The organism is Pseudomonas sp. zfem001 (assembly GCF_032621725.1).
Lineage (GTDB): Bacteria > Pseudomonadota > Gammaproteobacteria > Pseudomonadales > Pseudomonadaceae > Aquipseudomonas > Aquipseudomonas sediminis.
The window spans coordinates 371,284-388,327 of sequence record NZ_JAVYJI010000005.1; the positions used below are offsets into that span (position 1 = coordinate 371,284).

The 17,044-nt window shown below is 61.1% G+C and carries 15 protein-coding genes; 5 read left to right on the plus strand and 10 right to left on the minus strand.

Features of this window, described 5'->3' with window-relative positions:
• The first annotated feature begins 93 nt into the window (after positions 1-93).
• From nhaD to rlmF, 4 genes are all read left to right on the plus strand, one after another.
• The gene (gene nhaD, locus RTH74_RS18145; RefSeq protein WP_316915552.1) at positions 94-1,470 is read left to right on the plus strand and encodes a sodium:proton antiporter NhaD; all 1,377 of its coding nucleotides are present in this window, start codon (positions 94-96) and stop codon (positions 1,468-1,470) included.
• A gap of 180 nt (positions 1,471-1,650) precedes the next feature.
• The gene (locus RTH74_RS18150; RefSeq protein ID WP_106734586.1) at positions 1,651-1,947 is read left to right on the plus strand and encodes a winged helix-turn-helix domain-containing protein; all 297 of its coding nucleotides are present in this window, start codon (positions 1,651-1,653) and stop codon (positions 1,945-1,947) included.
• 32 nt (positions 1,948-1,979) lie between these two features.
• On the plus strand, positions 1,980-3,809 hold the full coding sequence (locus tag RTH74_RS18155; RefSeq protein ID WP_316915553.1) for an SLC13 family permease: 1,830 nt from the start codon (positions 1,980-1,982) through the stop codon (positions 3,807-3,809).
• A gap of 150 nt (positions 3,810-3,959) precedes the next feature.
• Positions 3,960-4,961, plus strand: coding sequence for a 23S rRNA (adenine(1618)-N(6))-methyltransferase RlmF (rlmF, locus tag RTH74_RS18160; RefSeq protein ID WP_316915554.1), 1,002 nt, complete (start codon positions 3,960-3,962; stop codon positions 4,959-4,961).
• Between the two features lie 59 nt (positions 4,962-5,020).
• Here rlmF and RTH74_RS18165 read toward each other — a convergent pair whose 3' ends face one another.
• The gene (locus RTH74_RS18165) at positions 5,021-6,265 is read right to left on the minus strand and encodes an SLC13 family permease (RefSeq protein WP_316915555.1); all 1,245 of its coding nucleotides are present in this window, start codon (positions 6,263-6,265) and stop codon (positions 5,021-5,023) included.
• 95 nt (positions 6,266-6,360) lie between these two features.
• Entirely contained in the window at positions 6,361-7,134 is a 774-nt protein-coding gene (locus tag RTH74_RS18170; RefSeq protein ID WP_316915556.1) for a transporter substrate-binding domain-containing protein, read from the minus strand.
• Between the two features lie 256 nt (positions 7,135-7,390).
• On the opposite strand from RTH74_RS18170, the gene RTH74_RS18175 reads away from it, so the two are divergent.
• Positions 7,391-8,179 carry a substrate-binding periplasmic protein gene (locus tag RTH74_RS18175; RefSeq protein WP_106734581.1) on the plus strand — a complete coding sequence of 263 codons (789 nt, stop codon included), beginning with the start codon at positions 7,391-7,393 and terminating at the stop codon, positions 8,177-8,179.
• A 105-nt stretch (positions 8,180-8,284) separates the two neighbouring features.
• On the opposite strand, the gene RTH74_RS18180 is transcribed toward RTH74_RS18175, so the two are convergent.
• The 8 genes from RTH74_RS18180 to RTH74_RS18215 all read right to left on the minus strand — a co-directional run bounded on the left by RTH74_RS18180 (position 8,285) and on the right by RTH74_RS18215 (position 16,718).
• Complete coding sequence (locus RTH74_RS18180; protein WP_316915557.1) at positions 8,285-8,827, minus strand: hydrolase; 543 nt, start codon at positions 8,825-8,827, stop codon at positions 8,285-8,287.
• Positions 8,828-8,829: 2 nt separating this feature from the next.
• The gene (locus RTH74_RS18185) at positions 8,830-12,264 is read right to left on the minus strand and encodes an AAA family ATPase (RefSeq protein WP_316915558.1); all 3,435 of its coding nucleotides are present in this window, start codon (positions 12,262-12,264) and stop codon (positions 8,830-8,832) included.
• Between the two features lie 53 nt (positions 12,265-12,317).
• Positions 12,318-12,683 carry a hypothetical protein gene (locus RTH74_RS18190; RefSeq protein WP_099526591.1) on the minus strand — a complete coding sequence of 122 codons (366 nt, stop codon included), beginning with the start codon at positions 12,681-12,683 and terminating at the stop codon, positions 12,318-12,320.
• 68 nt (positions 12,684-12,751) lie between these two features.
• Positions 12,752-13,849 carry a GGDEF domain-containing protein gene (locus RTH74_RS18195; protein ID WP_316915559.1) on the minus strand — a complete coding sequence of 366 codons (1,098 nt, stop codon included), beginning with the start codon at positions 13,847-13,849 and terminating at the stop codon, positions 12,752-12,754.
• Between the two features lie 87 nt (positions 13,850-13,936).
• The gene (locus tag RTH74_RS18200) at positions 13,937-14,542 is read right to left on the minus strand and encodes an N-methyl-D-aspartate receptor NMDAR2C subunit (RefSeq protein WP_316915560.1); all 606 of its coding nucleotides are present in this window, start codon (positions 14,540-14,542) and stop codon (positions 13,937-13,939) included.
• Positions 14,543-14,623: 81 nt separating this feature from the next.
• The gene (locus RTH74_RS18205) at positions 14,624-14,899 is read right to left on the minus strand and encodes a hypothetical protein (protein ID WP_316915561.1); all 276 of its coding nucleotides are present in this window, start codon (positions 14,897-14,899) and stop codon (positions 14,624-14,626) included.
• A 109-nt stretch (positions 14,900-15,008) separates the two neighbouring features.
• Positions 15,009-15,515, minus strand: a complete 507-nt coding sequence (locus tag RTH74_RS18210; RefSeq protein WP_316915562.1) for a hypothetical protein — start codon at positions 15,513-15,515, stop codon at positions 15,009-15,011.
• Positions 15,516-16,475: 960 nt separating this feature from the next.
• Positions 16,476-16,718, minus strand: coding sequence for a hypothetical protein (locus tag RTH74_RS18215; RefSeq protein ID WP_316915563.1), 243 nt, complete (start codon positions 16,716-16,718; stop codon positions 16,476-16,478).
• Positions 16,719-17,044 lie beyond the last annotated feature (326 nt).

The following is a 17,044-nucleotide window of genomic DNA, read 5'->3' on the forward strand; positions in this document are numbered from 1 at the left end:
TCCCTTTTTCCAATTGTTTCAGGCATCTTCACCCGCCTGGCAGCAGCCCTCCGGCACGTCCCCACTAATAAAAATCAGAGCGGAACTCCGAACATGTATGCGTTGATGGCACTCGTCTTCGTCCTCGGCTACCTGTGCATTGCACTCGAGCACCCGTTAAAGATCGACAAGGCAGCCTCCGCCCTGCTCACCGCCGTGATCGCCTGGACCCTGCTGGTTCTTGGCGCCGACAGCATCCTGCCACTGCTCGGCACCGGCACCGCCGGCTCCAGCACCAACACCCATCATGTGGTCGAAGAACTGCGCCACCACCTCGGCGAGATCTCCGAGATCCTGTTCTTCCTCATGGGCGCCATGACCATCGTCGAGCTGATCGATGCCCACGAGGGCTTCAAGGTCATCACCGACCGCATCCGCACCCACAAGCGCGTGCACCTGCTGTGGCTGGTGGGGTTGATAACCTTCTTCCTGTCCGCCGCGCTGGACAACCTGGCCACCACCATCGTGATGATCTCGCTGCTGCGCAAGCTGATCGCCGACCGCCACGAACGCTGGTTCTACGCCGGCATCGTGGTCATCGCCGCCAACGCCGGCGGCGCCTGGTCGCCAATTGGTGACGTGACCACCACCATGCTGTGGATTGGCAATCAGGTCACCGCCACCGGCATCATCACCAAGCTGTTCCTGCCCAGCCTGATCTGCCTGCTGGTGCCGCTGCTGATCATGAGCTTCCGTCTCAAGGGTGAAGTGGCTGAACCGCGCATCCAGGAAAGCGCCGAGAGCCGTCGCGACCCGACCACGCCCTTCGAGCGTAACCTGGTGTTCTGCCTGGGCCTCGGTGCGTTGATCTTCGTGCCGGTATTCAAGACCATCACCCATCTGCCGCCCTACATGGGTATCCTCTTCGGCCTCAGCCTGCTGTGGATAACCACCGAGATCATCCACCGCAGCAAGAACAGCGAAGAGAAGGACCCGCTGTCGGTAGTGGGCGTATTGCGCCGTATCGACATCACCAGCGTGCTGTTCTTCCTCGGTATCCTGCTGGCGGTTTCCGCGCTGTCCAGCGCCGGCCACCTGATCCAGGTGGCGACGCTGCTCAAGGACAGTCTGGGTAACGTCTACAGCATCGCCATTTCCATCGGCATGCTCTCGGCCGTGGTGGACAACGTGCCGATGGTTGCCGGCGCCATGAAGATGTACCCACTGGTCAGTCCTGAAAACCTGGCGGCCGCCGCAGCAAGCGAGCTGCCATGGCTGCGCAACTTCGTGGTCAACGGCAACTTCTGGGAAATGCTCGCCTACTGCGCGGGGACCGGCGGCAGCTGCCTGATCATCGGCTCGGCTGCTGGCGTGGCCGCCATGGGCATGGAGAAGATCAACTTCATCTGGTACCTGAAGAAGATCAGCGGCCTGGCGTTCATCGGCTACCTGGCAGGTGCCGTCACCTATATGCTGATGTTTGCCGCCTGATTGGCTAGCAGGCCGTTGAAAAACGTAGCCGAGGCAGCCAGTGCAAGGCAAAAACAGGCGAGAAAGCGCAGTTTACGAGCTGTAAATGAGCATTTTGAGCCTGTTTTTAACGCAGCAATGGCAACGTAGGTAGTTTTTCAACAGCCTGCGAAGGCGCTCGGATACGAACAGGAAGTCACCATGCAGACGAGCAAGACCCGCACCAGCTTCTATCGCCGCCTCTACGTGGCCTGGCTGATCGACAGCGGCCAGGCCGTCAGCGTGCCGGCACTGATGGACGCAACCGGCATGCCCCGGCGCACTGCACAGGACACCCTCACCGCCCTCGCCGAGCTGGATATCGACTGCCAGTTCGAGCAGAGCGAGGGCGAACGCAACAACGCCGGTCACTACCAGATTCGCGACTGGGGGCCGATCGACAAGCGTTGGATCGCCGCTAACCTGCAGCAGATCAAAACCACGCTCGGTTATCCCTGAGATAATTCGTCCCATATCTCCTGGGAATTACGATGAATCCGGATCTGTTCTGGGTGCTCGGCCTGCTGGCCGGCGCTGTCACGCTTTTCGTCATCGGCAAGCCACGCATGGACGTGGTCGCCCTGCTGGTGCTGGTCGCCCTGCCGCTGACTGGCGTACTCGACCTGCAACAGACCCTGGCCGGTTTCAGCGATGCCAACGTCATCCTCATCGCCGCGCTGTTCGTCATCGGCGACGGCCTGGTGCGCACGGGTATCGTCTACCGCCTGGGTGACTGGCTGGTGACCAAGGCCGGCAGCAGCGAAACGCGTCTGCTGATTCTGCTGATGCTGGCCGTGGCCGGCCTGGGTTCGGTGATGAGCTCCACCGGCGTGGTGGCGATCTTCATCCCCGTGGTGCTCGGGGTGGCTGCACGCCTGCGCATCGCCCCGGCGCGACTGATGATGCCACTGGCGTTTGCCGGGCTGATCAGCGGCATGCTGACGCTGGTCGCTACACCGCCGAACCTGGTGGTGCATGCCGAACTGCGCCGCGCCGGGCTGGATGGTTTTGGCTTTTTCGATCTCACGCCCATCGGCCTGGCAGTGCTGGTGCTCGGCATCGGCTACATGCTGATCGCCCGACGCTGGCTGGTACGCAGCGAAGCAGGTGGCAATGCCGAGCCACCACGCCTGACCTTGGCCGACCTTGCCGAGCGTTATCGCCTCAGCGAGCGCGAGCGGCGCCTGCAGGTACGCGCCGACTCGCCCCTGGCCAATCAGGTGCTCAACGAGCTGCAGTTGCGCCGTGATCATGGCATCAACGTCATCGCCATCGAGCGCCGCCAGCGCCTGCGCACCCTGTTGCTGATGGCCAGCGGCAATACCCTACTGGAGCCGGGCGACGTGCTGCTGGTGGATATCGCCAGCCCCACCATCGGCCTGCTCGGCAGCTACCAGACACTGGGGCTGGAACCCATGCCGCTGCCGCATTCGTATTTCAGCCTGCACGCCCATGAACTGGGCCTGGCCGAAGTGGCACTGCCGCCGGAGTCGCAACTACCGGGCAAGACCATTCAGGAGCTGGGCTTTCGTTCGCGGCACAAGCTCAACGTGGTTGGCCTGCGCCGCCAGGGCCAGGCCCTGGAGGGCGTGCTGGTGGACGAGAAACTAAAGGCCTCCGACACCCTGCTGGTGGCCGGCGCCTGGCGTGACATCCACCGCCTTCAGGGGCTGAGCCGCGATTTCCTGGTGCTCAGCCTGCCGGCGGAAGTGGCCGAGGTGGCGCCGGCTGCGCGCAAGGCGCCCTACGCATTGCTCAGCCTGGCGGTGATGGTGCTGCTGATGGTCAGCGGCCTGGTGCCCAACGTGCAGGCCGCGCTGATCGCCTGCCTGCTGATGGGCGCGTTTCGCTGCATCGACCTGGACAGCGCCTACCGCGCCATCCACTGGCCAACGCTGATCCTCATCGTCGGCATGCTGCCCTTCGCCCAGGCGTTGCAGCAGACCGGCGGAGTCGAACTGGCCGTGCAAGGGCTGGTCGGCGGTCTGGGTGATGCCGGGCCACGACTGATACTCGCCTGCCTGTTCGCCCTCACCGCGGTGATCGGTCTGTTCATCTCCAACACCGCCACGGCGGTGCTGATGGCGCCGATGGCCATCGCCACCGCCCAGGCACTGGGTGTTTCGCCCCTGCCCTTCGCCATGACCGTGGCTCTGGCTGCCTCGGCGGCGTTCATGACGCCGATCTCCTCGCCGGTAAACACGCTGGTGCTCGGCCCTGGCCAGTACCGTTTTGGCGACTTCGTGCGCATCGGCGTGCCTTTCACCCTGCTGGTGATGATCGTCAGCGTGGCGCTGGTGCCGCTAATTTTCCCGCTCTGAGGTGTCTGCGGTGTGCACGGCGCACCCTACGAATCGCAACGGCCAGGGACGTAGGGTGCGCCGCGCACACCAGCTTCCTTTGTCCCGAATGCAGTGCGCACCCAGCCCGACTATGGGAAAATCCCGCCCCCGCCTGAACAGATATCCCGCATGCCCCAGCCGCCGAAACGCCCCCGCAAGCCCGCTCCCGCCGCTGTGAAAACCGCGCCGGCCAAGGGTGAGCTGCACCCGCGCAACCGCCACCAGGGGCGCTACGACTTCCCCGCGCTGATCAAGGCAAGCCCCGAGCTGGGCGACTTCGTCATCACCAACCCTTATGGCAATGCAAGCATCGACTTCGCCAACCCGGCAGCGGTCAAGGTGTTCAACCGTGCGCTGCTGACGCAGTACTACGGCATCCGCCACTGGGATATTCCCGATGGCTACCTGTGCCCGCCGATTCCCGGTCGCGCCGACTACCTGCACAACCTGGCCGACCTGCTGGCGACTGACAACGACGGGCAGATTCCCCATGGAGCCAAGGTGCGAGCCCTGGATATCGGCGTAGGCGCCAACTGCATCTACCCACTGATCGGTCATTGCGAGTACGGCTGGCAGTTTCTCGGGGCCGATATCGCAAACGCGGCGCTGGCCTCTGCGCGCGCCATCATCAGGGCCAATCCGCAGTTGGCGGGTGGCATCGAATTGCGCCAGCAGACCAATACCGAGCACGTATTTCTCGGTCTGCTACAGACGAACGAGGCAGTCGACCTGACCTTGTGTAACCCGCCGTTCCACTCCAGCGCCGATGAAGCCACCCGTGGCAGCACGCGCAAGTGGCGCAACCTGGGCAAGCTCGACCCCAAGCGCAAGCTACCGGTGCTCAACTTCGGCGGCCAGGCCGCCGAGCTATGGTGCCCCGGTGGCGAAGCCGCGTTTCTCAAGCGCATGGCCAACGAAAGCGCGCAAGTGGCGGAACAGGTGCTGTGGTTCAGCAGCCTGGTCTCCAAAGGCAGCCATGTGGAATTGCTACAGGGCTGGCTGGCCAAGGCAGGCGCGCTTGAGGTGCGTATCCTCGGAATGTCGCAGGGGCAGAAGCAGAGCCGCCTGGTAGCCTGGACGTTCAAGAATGCCGAAGAACGTAGCGCTTGGAGCAAGAGTCGCTGGCGCTGAGACCTGCCGGTGCGCACAGCGCCCCCTAGCTGTAGGGTGCGCCGTGCGCACCGATCTCCCTACCAGGGCAACCAGCCACCCAACACCAGCCACAGCCCGGCCACCGTCATGCTCAGCAGCGTCACCGGTACGCCGCTGCGCGCATAATCGACGAAACCAAGCCTGACGCCCTGACGCTTCGCCCCTTCGGCAACGATCAGGTTGACCACGCTACCAATCAGCAGCAGGTTGCCGGCCAGGGTCGACATGATCGCCAGACCGATCAGCACCGAATGCGACAACTCCGGCATCAGACCCAACAGCAACACCACGAAGGGCACGTTGCCAATCAGATTGCCCGCCACCAGCGATGCGGTAGCCAGTGACACCACGCCCTGCGGCAACAGGCCATGCTCGGCCAGCCAGGTGGCTCCCTGCGTCATTTGCGGCAACTGCAGCGCGGCGCCGCTGACCAGGAACAAACCGACGAACAGCAACAGCAGGTTCCAGTCCACCTTGTTCACGTAGTCGCGACTGTCCACCCGCCGCGACACCATCACCAGCACCGCGATCAACAGCGCCGATAGCTCACGTGGCAGCGCCGTGGCGAACAGCGCCAGCAGCGCGAGGCTGGCCAGCAGCGGTTTGAGATAGCTGTGTGCGCCGTAGATATGCTCGACCGGCGTATCGTCCGCGGTCAGCGGCCTGGCCTCGCCCCAGCGATGACGCCACTGCAACCAGATCACCGCATAAACGATGGCCATCGCGATCACTGCCGGTGGCCCGGCCACGGCCACATAACCCCAGAAATCCAGACCACCGGCCTGGCCAATGAGGATGTTCTGCGGGTTGCCGATCAGGCTCGCCACCGAGCCGGCGTTGCACGATAACGCCAGCGCCAACAAAAACGGCCGCGGCTCCAGCCCGCGCAGATGCAGGCTGCGACACAACAGCGGAGTCAGGGCAAAAGCGACGATGTCGTTGACCAGCACCGCCGATAGCACGCCACCCAGCAGCACCACGCCCATCAGCAGCACAGCCGGGCGCTCGGCATGCTCGGTCAGGTAGCGGTTGAGCCAGGCATACACCCCGGAAAAATCGAACTGCGCCGAGATAAGCATCAACGCCAACAGCAGCAACAACGCGCCAGGGTCGAGATGATGGGCCGCATCCTCCATGCTCAACGCACCGCTGACCAGCAACAGCACTGCCGCGCAGCAGGCGATCCAGCTGCGGTCGATACGCAGGCCGCGAACGCCGCCAGCGGCCATGCCCAGGTAGGTGAGAACGAAAAGGCCAAGGGTCAGCCAGGCTGCGAAGGTCATGCGCGATTCACCCAAACGGATGCAGGTTGGAAGCAGCGGACTCTAGCCAGGCCAGTGCCCCGCGGGAATAGCCACGGCATGCTTTTTTGCGCGTTTCAGGGCCGCGACATGTAAGTCGCCACCCGCCCCAGATAGGCCGGCGACTCACGCTGACGCTGCACCTCGGCCCAGATTCGTTCGGCCAACTCGGGGTCACGTGCCAGCAGCGCGTTGGACAACATCAGGTAATAGGGCTTTTCCTCGAGCAGTTGCGGCAGTTTCTCCACCCGCAGGGCCAACTGCGGATTGGCCTGCAAGACGAAATCGCCGCGCATGGTCTGCAAGGCGACTGCTTCGACCCGACCGTGCACCAGCATCTGTAACAGCGCCAGTGGATCGCGACTCGATTCATCCACCTCCAGCCCGTGCGCCAGCAGCAGATCGCGAATGGAGAAGCCACTGAGCGAGCCGACGCGGCCATTCACCTGGCTGAAACCTTGGCCATCCCAGGACACTGCACTGCCGACGCGGCGGTACAGGGTATAACGCGAGGTGTGCAAACGCCTGGCGGCATCCGCGCGGCCATCGGTATCGGTGGGGTAATGGCCCATCTGCAGCCGCTCGGATTTGAGGCTGGCAGCGAAAGCACCGTCATAGAGGCCCTGCTGCATGCCTGACAGACAGCGCTTCCAGGGTACCGCCACGTACACCACCTGCAGCGCCAGCGCTTGCTGTACCAAGCCGAGCAATTCCAGATTGAGGCCAGTGCCGTCGGTCATGACCCAGGGGTAGGAGTTCTGATCTTCATGACAGAACGTCAAGGTTGGCTGGGCACCGTAGCAGGTGCCGACCAACAGCCAGAGCAGGCAGTAATGCAGCGCTTTGTGCAAAAACCAGACTCCATCACCGGAACGCCTGAGAGCAGGCGTTCGATCCGCGGTTTGTCACCGACTTATTGTCCTGCTCCAAGCATAGGCATATTCGCCCTGAGTCGTCTGCAGCAATTTGGTGCACGTTTGCGCTCACCAGGTCAGACGCCAGACTTCGATCATTGCACTGCCTGGCAGCCAGCGGCATGACTGGGATCAACAGGACAAAACCCTTAAAGTGCCATCATCCTGTTGCCCGAGCCGTCGAGGACTACAGATGCGTCACGGCCTGTTGATTGTGCTGTTTAGCCTGTTCTGCTGCAGCCCGCTTGGGGCTGCAGAGGCACCTTTGCTACGGATCAGCGCCGGCGAATGGCCGCCCTATCTGTCAGCCAGACTCGAACACCAGGGGCCAGTGGCCCACCTGCTGCGCGACCTGCTGGCCGAGGAAGGCTACCGTGTCGAATTCACCTTCCTGCCCTGGCCCCGCGCCTACGCCGAAGCCGCCGCAGGCCGGTTCGACGCCACCGCGGTATGGATGCACAAGACCGAGCGTGAGGCCGACTTTCTCTTCAGCGCCCCACTGCTCAACGAACAGTTCGTGTTCTTCCACCTGAAAACCCAGCCGTTCGACTGGCAGCGCTTCGACGACCTCAGCGGCATGACCCTCGGCGGCGGCCTGGAATACAGCTATGGGCCGGCGTTCGATGCCTTTCTCGCCGAAGGCAAGGTGCGCATCGAACGAGTGTCCAGCGACCGGCAGAACTTCGAGAAGCTGCTCAAGGAGCGCGTGGTGCTCTACCCGCAGGAGCTCAACGTCGGCTACGCCGCGCTGCGTAACGAGTTCTCCAGCGCCGATGCCGAGCGCATCACCCACCACCCCAAACCGCTGCTGGTCAACCTCAGTTACCTGATGCTGCCCAAGCGCCTGGCGCAGAGCGAAGCGCTACGCGAACGTTTCAACGCTCGCCTGCAACAATTCCGCGACGACGGCCGTTACCAGAAGTACTTCGACGACCTGCAGGCTGGCCACTACCAACCCGTGCCGGAAGATGCCGCGCCATAACCGAAAAAACGTGGCGCCTGGATTCCCGCCTGCGCGGAAATGACGAGGACTCCAGACAGTCGTCATCCCCGCGAAGGCGGGGAACCAGAAATGAGCAGTCAATGATCAGCGAATAAAGCCCTTGCTGACCTCGCGAAACAGCTCGGTGCCGGCCTGCTCCAGCCACTCGAAGGCGACCATCTCGCGCGAAACGATCACCGCGCCGGCACGTTCCATGCGCGCCAGCCCCAAGGCCTTGTCGCGTGGCCGGCGCGATCCCACCGCCTCGTCGACCACGAATACCTCACGCCCGGCCGCCAGCAGGCCCATTACCGTCTGCAGTACGCAAACATGAGTTTCCGTGCCGCAGACGACGAACTGCCTGCGCTCGCCACCGGGCAAGTCGAACACTCCAGCCCCGGCGGTTGCCGAGAAATGAATCTTCTCCCGCAACCCATCGCCCGGCAGCAGCTCATGCAGGCCCGGCTCGGTATAACCCAGCCCCTTCGGATACTGCTCGGTGGCGATCACCGGGACGCGCAGGCGCTGCGCCACTTGCACCAGCCAGGTGGCTTGCTCGACCACTGCCGCGCCACCGTCGATGGCTGGCAGCAGCCGCTCCTGCAGATCGATCACCAGCAGGGTGGAATCCTTCGCTCGCATCAGCATCACTACGCTCCTTCCTTCACCGCAAAACGTGCGTCGAGCCGGCTGTAACCGAGGCCAACGCCCTTGTGCACCCGCAACTGCACGGGAATACGCTCCTTCATCGCCTCGACGTGGCTGATCACACCGATGGTCTTGCCGCTGGCGTTGAGGTTGTCCAGCGCATCGAGCGCCACCTCCAGCGTCTCGCCGTCCAAGGTGCCGAAGCCTTCATCGAGGAACAACGAGTCGATACTGGTCTTGTGGCTGACCAGATCGGACAGCGCCAACGCCAGCGCCAGGCTGACCAGGAAACTCTCGCCACCGGACAGCGTGCGGCAATCGCGCGCCACGTCGGCCTGCCAGGTGTCGCGCACTTCCAGCTCGAGTTCACCGCTGCCCTTGCGCGCCAGTTGGTACCGGCCGTGCAGGCGCGTCAATTGGCGGTTGGCCAGGTGGATCAGGTGATCGAGGGTCAGGCCCTGGGCGAACTTGCGGAACTTGGCACCGTCGGCCGAGCCGATCAGGCCGTTGAGCTGTTGCCACAGGCGCTGCTCACTCTCCTGCGCACTGATTTCGGCGAACAGGGCCTGCTGGCTGCTGCGCCGCGCCTCGTCGGCCTGCAACTGCGCGCGCAGCTCGCCTTGACGCTCGCTCAGGGCGCGCAAGCGTTCCTGCAATACCTGGAGCTGCTCGGCCAACTGCTCCAGGCTCAAGGCGGTTTGCGCTTCGGCCGTGAGGCGCTGCACCTCGGCCTGAGCCGCCGCCAGCAGGGTCGAGGCCTGGGTGTGCGCACGATCGAGATCCGCCTTGAGTTGCACCAAGCGCAGGCGTTCATCCTCACTCAACAGTGCCGTTTCGAACGCCGTCTGGTCGGCGAAAGGACTGCTCAGCAGCGCCTGTTGCCAAGCCTGCTGACAACTCTGCAGACGTTGTTGCTCACGCGCCAGCAAGGCCTCCTGGGCTTGCTCGCTGCCGGCGAGGCCATCGCGTTCACGCAGGGTCGCGGCCAACCGCTCGGCGGATTCACGCAGGGCCTGCTGCGGATCGGCTGGCGGTTCCGGGGTCGCCAGGCTCGGCGCACCTGCGTCCTGCCAACGCTGCTGCCAGTGCTCGGCCTGCGTCTGAGCTTCGTCCAGTTGTCGTTGCGCCTCGCGCGTGAGTTCGAGCAACTGCTGCTCACGCGCCTGCGTCTGTTGCCAGGCGTGCCAGGCGGCTTTCTGCTGGGAGAGCCAGCCTGCGCCGTCGGCCGGCAGCTCGCTGGCGAAGCCTTGCAGGCTGGCCAACAGTGCCTGGGCCTGTTGCGCTAATTCAGTCTGCAGCGCGCTCAGATGAGCCTGTTGCTCGGCCAGGCGCGCCTGGGTGTTGTCCAGATCACGACTGAGTATTGCCTGCTGTCGCTCGGCCTCAGCCTGCTCGCGCTCAGCGCTTTCGCGCAACTCGCGTAGACGCTGCAACTCGGTTTGCTGTGCCTGCGCTGCTTCCAGGCGCGCCTGGAGCGCAGCCAATTCCTGCTCGTGCTGCTGTTGCACACCCACCAGCTCGGCGACGTCCTGCAGGCGAATGTCATGTTCGCTCAGCTGCTGCTGCCACTGCTGATCCAGCGGCAGCAATTGCGCCTCGGCCTGAGCCTGTTGCTGCTGCACCTGCTCGATCTGCGCGGCGAGACGGGTCAGCTCGTCACGTAGATTGGCGCCCTGGCTCTCCAGCTCGGCCAACTCACTGCGGCACTGCACCAGCGCCTGCTCGGTGGCGGAGACGTTCAGCGCCTGGTACTCGCTGATCGCCGGATGCTCGTGCGAGCCGCACAGCGGGCAGGCATCGCCCGGTTGCAGGCGGGCGCGATAGGCCTCCAGATCCTGAATGCGTTTTTCCTGCTCCAGCAACTTTTCCTTGTCGACGACCTGCTGCTTGAGTGCCTTGTAACGCTCGCGCAGGGCGTTGATCTCGGTATTCTTGTCCGCCTGCCGGCGCTGCAGCTCAGCCAGACGCGGGGGCAGCTCGGCCAGTTCTACGGTCAAAGCCTCGCGGCTCTGCGCCAATTGCTGCAAACGATCAAACACCCGGCTGCGCGCTTGCAGGCGCTGCCAGTCCTGGCGCAAGCCCGTCTCTCCTGCCTCGCCCAGCAGAGCCTGCAAGGCGCCCTGCCGCTGCCCCTCGGCGTCGCGCGCTTGCTGCACCTGCTGTTGCAGCGTGGTCAGACGCACACCCTGCTCGTCACGCTGGTGCTGCAAGGCCGTCAGTTGTGCAGCGGAGTCGTTCAGACGCGTTTGCGCTGTCTGCAGCGCCTGCTCAGCCTTGGCCCGTTGCGTGAAACGCTCGTCCCAGCCACTGAGCAACTCGCCCAGGCGCGCATGCGAACTGCGCTCGCTCAGCCAGGCCTGAACCTCGGCGTGCTGGTACTGCGCCTGCGTCAACGCGATGTGCCGCTGCTCACGCCAGTGTCCCGCATGATGGCTGGCCTGCCACAGCGCCTGCTGTTCACGCTCGGCACACATTTGCATCTGCTCACGCAGTGCGAACAGACCGCGCTCAGCCTGCTGACTGTCGTGCTGCGCCTGCTGCCAGGCCTGGTGCAGCGGTTGTAACCGCGCTGCCGGCTCGCTGGCAGCCAGACGCTGTACGTCATCGGCCGCAGCAGCCTGACGTTGCTGGGCCTGCTCCAACCCTCGCGCCGCCTCGCCGGTTTGTTGCTCGGCTCGCTGCAACGCCTCACGCCAGCGCTGCCCAGCCAGCAGCGCTTGTTGCTCAGCCTGCAACGGGGCCTGTTCCTGCGCCAGGCGCTCGGCTTCGGCCTGCAATTCGGCACGCTGCGCCTCGTCCAGCAGCTCCATGCCCTGGGCACGACTCTTCAGCAGGCCCAGCGCCTGTTCGGCGGCCTTGGTGCGTTCGTAAACCTGCTGGGATATCTGCCCATAGACCTCGGTGCCGGTCAGCTCCTCCAGCAACTCGGCGCGCTGGTTCGCATTGGCCTCGAGAAACGCCGCAAAGCCGCCCTGAGCGAGCAGCATCGACTTGGTGAAACGCTCGAAATCCAGGCCGGTCAGCTCGGCGGTCAGGCTTTCCTTCTCGCGAATCTTGTCGGTGAGAATTTCACCATCGGCGATACGCGCCAGCTCCACCTTGGGCGCCTGTAGCGCACCGTCGACCTTGTCCCGCGCGCGGCGCTGGCTCCAGAAGGCGCGGTAGCCCTGCCCTTTTACCTCGAACTCGACTTCGGCCAGGCAATCGGCGGTGTGCCGGGTCATCAGCTCGTTACCGCTGGCCGACAGCGTGCTCATGCGCGGCGTGCGGTGGTACAGCGCCAGGCAGATGGCGTCGAGCAAGGTGGTCTTGCCCGCCCCGGTCGGCCCGGTGATCGCGAACAGACCGCTACCGGCGAAAGGCTCGGCAGCGAAGTCGATCTTCCATTCGCCCTTGAGGGAATTGAGGTTCTTGAGGCGCAGGCTGAGGATTTTCATGCACAGTTCGTAAGCCGTTGAAGGCCGTCATTCTGGCATATACCGGTAACGATTCAGTCGCGGCAATAACCTTCACCGCTGCGCACAGTCAGGCAGTTCTGCTTGTCCAGCAGCCATTTCATGCCGGTGGCTTCGCCGTCGGTGGCGCTGACGCTCTCCACCACGCCATCGCGCACGAAGACGATCTTCGCGCCCTGCGCACGGCCGACAAACCGTCGCGGGCCGTCGAGGTTGGCGATGGTCAGGCGGTAGTCAGCCGGCGTGCCGCTGATATCCAGGTAAGTGCCCTCTGGCCCGTTCCAACGCCCCAACCATTGCTCGGTCACCTTGGCATCCTGCTCGCTGGAAGATGTCGCGCAGCCGGCCAACAGCAGGGGAATGGCCGCAGCCGCGAGAAGAAAATGTGCCGCTCTTTGCATGACGCTCTCCACTGGAAGGGGTGTAGCGATTTCGACCCCGACCGCTCATGCGCGGTTCAGGCCCGAGTTCACAGTATCTCGATACGGTCGCGGCCATTGGCCTTGGCGAGGTACATCGCCTGGTCCGCACGCTCCATCAGGCTGTCCAGGCTCTCGCCAGGGCGATACTCGGCAATGCCGAAACTGGCGCTCTTGCGTTGCACACGGTCGAAGGCGAAACCGTTGATGCGCTTCTGCAGAGCCTGCATGGCGCGCTCGGCGTGCGCCGCATCGATCTCCGGCAGGATGATCAGAAACTCCTCGCCGCCGAGCCGGCCGACCTTGTCCATGACTCGCACGCCGTCGCGCAACAACCCGGCAAACTGCCGCAGCACGCTGTCGCCCACGGCATGGCCATGGGTGTCGTTGACGCTCTTGAAGTGGTCGATGTCAATCAGCACCACCGAGAACGGCGTGCCGTAGCGATTGGCCCTTGCCACCTCCTCGATCAGAAAATGCAGAGTGCGCGCGCGATTCCACAGGCCGGTCAGACTATCGATGCTGGCGCTCAAGGCCAGGCTGTCCTGGTGCAGGAACATACGTTTGTGCGCCTTCTCCAGCAGAAAAGCACTGAGCAGACCAAAGGAGAACGACGCCAGAATCCAGATCAGGTGCAGGCGCTGCATGCCGGGCGTCAGCGAGTGCTCCAGCGTGACCAGCAGGATCGCCGCCAGCGAAACCAACGACGTGAGCATCGCGCGCTTCAGCGTTAGACCGGAGATGGCGAAGGTCCACATCAGGTTGAGGTAAATCTCCGGCGCGTAGAAAGCAAAGCGCGGCGAACCAAAGTTGAAGTAGAGGTTGGCCAGTACCGAGAAAATTGGAGCGGCTGTCAGTAACCCCAGCATCAAGGGCTGTCGCTTGGGTTGGAAACTCAGCAAGCCGATGCTCAGCAACGCTGCTGGCACCAACAACGCATGACAGATCAGCCGCGCGACAGACTGATCGGTCTCGACGTTCTGCTCGATGGCGGCATAGATCAGATACAACCCGGTGGTAAGAAACGCCACGTAGCGGATCTGCGGAATCTTCGCTTGCAGGTACCAGCAGGCGAACGCCTGCCGAGTCGCCTCTGGCACTCCATGCAAAGGGTCAAGCGCACGCAGCAAGGCATTGAACAACGGCACTTTCGCTCCCCTGTCGAAACGCCACCATTCACAGCATAGAACGCTTGTTACGCAGCATGCGATGTGGGCTCCGCTATTGAGTCGCCTTCAAACGACGCCGGCCAGATTGTTCCGCGCCTGCGCCTCGTGGCGCGCCCTGAAATGATCCGTGCTGTAGATGGTTGGGCGCGCCAGAAATGACTGAAGAACGCTGCGCCGCTTCATGCGATAGACAAAGGCCGGCACCCAGGCGTACTCGGCGCGCACCTGAGCATCGTATTCGGCGAAACGCTCCGGCGTGGCGCCGAGAATGGCCAGGTCGATATCCACCAACAACTGCTCATCCGGCTCGCTCGGCGTCGCATCATGCCGGGTGACCATGATCAGTTGCTCGACCCGCGCCAACGTCGCCTGGCTGGCGTGACAGCTCGCAAGCACCCGGATGGCCCAATCTGCGCTAAGGCGCTCGTTATCCTTGCCGCGCACGTCGTAGATGGCGTCATGGAACCAGAGCGCGATGGCCACCTCCCCCGGCTGCTGCGCCAGATGCCGCGCCTGCTCGAAATGCATCAGGCATTCGCGCAGGTGTTGCAGCGAATGATAGTGCCGCTGCGGCTCCTCATAGGCACGAACGAGCTGCTCGAACAGACCTGACGGAGGCTGTAGGCCAAGGTCTGACCAGGCACTGGCCCAGGATGATGGCAGAGGTGTCATTTTAGAGGCTCGATAGCGTATTAGTTAAGGGCTGGGCTTTAGCCGGAACCAGCGAGCTGGTTTGAACTAGCGGCTCCATTTCTAACTGAACAAGCTAGCGATCGCACTCGTTATAGCTTCGATAACTGCGAGGACACCATCGATCATGGCTTCAAGGGTGCCGGTTATCACCTCCAGAACTCCCTCGCTGCTCTGAACAGGAAGTACAGCTGCTCCAGCAACGGAGATAGCCATGGCTGCCATGGCAACGGTGCTGAAACCGATAGCCATTATGTAAATTGCAGAGACCACAAGCAGGGCCGCGCAAAGCGAATTAAAGGCCCTCCGCAATCTTGATCGTTTTACTTTCTTTTTCATTTCATGACCCACTTGTAGCTGAGTAAACACACTAAATACTTATAGTGATTGGTTAAGGGGCGGGCTTTAGCACGCCCCAGTGAGCGAAGCGAACGGTTTGAATCTATTGTTATAGAGCTTTCTTACAGCTTGGAGAACCTCCGAACTGTGTTTGTCGAACGCAGAAAAAACTTTTTTTAACCAACATTACCGCATAGTTTTCACATTTACTCTTAGAGTTTAACGTCTGGATTATGATTTTCTCAGTGCGCCTTGGCTGTGGAATGTCTATTCTGCAATGTCCGCTATTTAGATTGTGCGCGGTGTAGGGTAAATTTTCTTTGTTGTCAGCCTTGATAGATAACTCTGGACAGGTTTTATTCTCTATTGTGACGACTATTTCTTTGTCTGGATTTTGCGAAAGATAGAACAGGGGAATAAAGTAAGGTGCGATTATTTGACTTGATGACGACGTTGCGCCATTGGTTCCTATTTTGTTTTTCGCACACTGTGAAGCGGCGGTGTTATTTGTTGTTGGGATTTTTTCGTCAAGCACCCAGTATTTGCCGAATTTGTAATCTGCAGATATGCAGCCACTTAATGTGATGGCTATGAGAATTATTAAGGCAATGCGCACGGTAGTACTATAACGTTTGGTTAAGGGGCGGGCTTTAGCCCGTCCCAGTGAGCGAAGCGAACGATTTGAGCCAGTTGTTAGGCGTCATAGTTCGTGGTTATTTTTCTGAAGTACTTGGTGTTGTATGCGATTATGGCTAAGCCAAAAATTATAAAGCCTGCGCCGAGCGTCATTAGAAATGGCTCGCTTCCATTTTTTATGCCAAACCCGAGGAAGGAGATTCCTATGAATATATTGAATATAGGGCCAAACAATGATGCCCTAGGTGATGATGAGTAAGATTTTTTAGTGTTTTGAATCAGCGTATTCAAATGGGTTACTTCTGCTTCATGCACGCCTTTGCATGCAAGTCCATCGTTTAAATCTGTGCAGCAGTCCAGGCATAATGCGCGCTGGCAGTGTTTGCAGATACCAATGGCTTCTGTTGGATGGTTAAAGCACTGCATGATTCCTCCTTGATGCCTAACGATTAAGCTAAGGGGCGGGCTTTAGCCCGTCCCAGCGAACGAAGTGAGCGATTTAAGCGACTTGTTAGGCGCATGCACGGACGACCTGTAGTTGTATTGATGAGACACCCGAAATGGCCGAGTCGTTTGACCAAGCATCTAGTTCTTCATCGATATTCCCTGTTATTACCCATGCTCTACCTACATTTTGGGCTATAGATAGTGCTTCAAATATTACTTCTGGCCAATTATGGGCAGATATAGGTATAGCCCCAGCAATCAAAAAACCGCCCTTGTGATAGGGGGCGATAGTAAGTGTGCTTGGTTCTGACCCAATGGTTAAAAAATATCGCTTAGCCACTTTTGCCGCAGCTTCTTTTGACGAACAGTCAGTAAATATTTTGTATGCTGCGTTCATTTTTCTTGTGTGCCTAACGTTTGGTTAAGGGGCGGGCTTTAGCCCGTCCCAGTGAGCGAAGCGAACGGTTTGAACCATTTGTTAGGCAGCTTGCCGCTATTCGCAAAACGTAAGTGTTTTGACAATGCTGGCCTCCACTAGAAAGGCCCCGACCTGCTCTTGAGCCGAAGGGGAAAGATTCGGGTGCTCATCCGCCAAATACTCGATCACCTCGTCATGTTCCCAAGGGCCTAGCGAAGTTTTATAGCTCTCGTACTCGTCCTGAATTTCACGCCAAGACGTGTATGGATGCTTTGATAGCAGCATATTGGTTTCGGTGTAAACGATGTGTAGTTGCATTGAGCTTTCCCTAGCTGGCTAACGATTAAGCTAAGGGGCGGCGGCACGCCGTCCCAGTGAACGAAGTGAGCGATTTCAGCGACTTGTTAGGTTTCATCACGATGCCTGATCGGGGTTGGAATATCTTGGCAGTTCTGGAGTACGGCGTATTTGCCATTGGACTTGCCAACTAAGGAAATTGGTAATGACGAGTCACCACCATCAAGCGATATCCTTACCTCCATTTCTTGATCTTCAAACGAGAGTAGCTCCTTAATCAAGACGGCTATTGTCTTGCCTCTAGAAGTCCACTCAGGATTTTTCATATGATACCTAACGTTTGGTTA

What these genes read in the sequence shown, in the direction of transcription:
- rlmF (WP_316915554.1), top strand. Translation starts at nt 3,960, where the DNA reads ATGCCCCAGCCGCCGAAACGCCCCCGCAAGCCCGCTCCCGCCGCTGTG.
- RTH74_RS18180 (WP_316915557.1), bottom strand. Translation starts at nt 8,827, where the DNA reads ATGCTGATGCGAGCGAAGGATTCCACCCTGCTGGTGATCGATCTGCAG.
- RTH74_RS18185 (WP_316915558.1), bottom strand. Translation starts at nt 12,264, where the DNA reads ATGAAAATCCTCAGCCTGCGCCTCAAGAACCTCAATTCCCTCAAGGGC.
- RTH74_RS18175 (WP_106734581.1), top strand. Translation starts at nt 7,391, where the DNA reads ATGCGTCACGGCCTGTTGATTGTGCTGTTTAGCCTGTTCTGCTGCAGC.
- RTH74_RS18155 (WP_316915553.1), top strand. Translation starts at nt 1,980, where the DNA reads ATGAATCCGGATCTGTTCTGGGTGCTCGGCCTGCTGGCCGGCGCTGTC.
- nhaD (WP_316915552.1), top strand. Translation starts at nt 94, where the DNA reads ATGTATGCGTTGATGGCACTCGTCTTCGTCCTCGGCTACCTGTGCATT.
- RTH74_RS18190 (WP_099526591.1), bottom strand. Translation starts at nt 12,683, where the DNA reads ATGCAAAGAGCGGCACATTTTCTTCTCGCGGCTGCGGCCATTCCCCTG.
- RTH74_RS18205 (WP_316915561.1), bottom strand. Translation starts at nt 14,899, where the DNA reads ATGAAAAAGAAAGTAAAACGATCAAGATTGCGGAGGGCCTTTAATTCG.
- RTH74_RS18215 (WP_316915563.1), bottom strand. Translation starts at nt 16,718, where the DNA reads ATGCAACTACACATCGTTTACACCGAAACCAATATGCTGCTATCAAAG.
- RTH74_RS18200 (WP_316915560.1), bottom strand. Translation starts at nt 14,542, where the DNA reads ATGACACCTCTGCCATCATCCTGGGCCAGTGCCTGGTCAGACCTTGGC.
- RTH74_RS18165 (WP_316915555.1), bottom strand. Translation starts at nt 6,265, where the DNA reads ATGACCTTCGCAGCCTGGCTGACCCTTGGCCTTTTCGTTCTCACCTAC.
- RTH74_RS18150 (WP_106734586.1), top strand. Translation starts at nt 1,651, where the DNA reads ATGCAGACGAGCAAGACCCGCACCAGCTTCTATCGCCGCCTCTACGTG.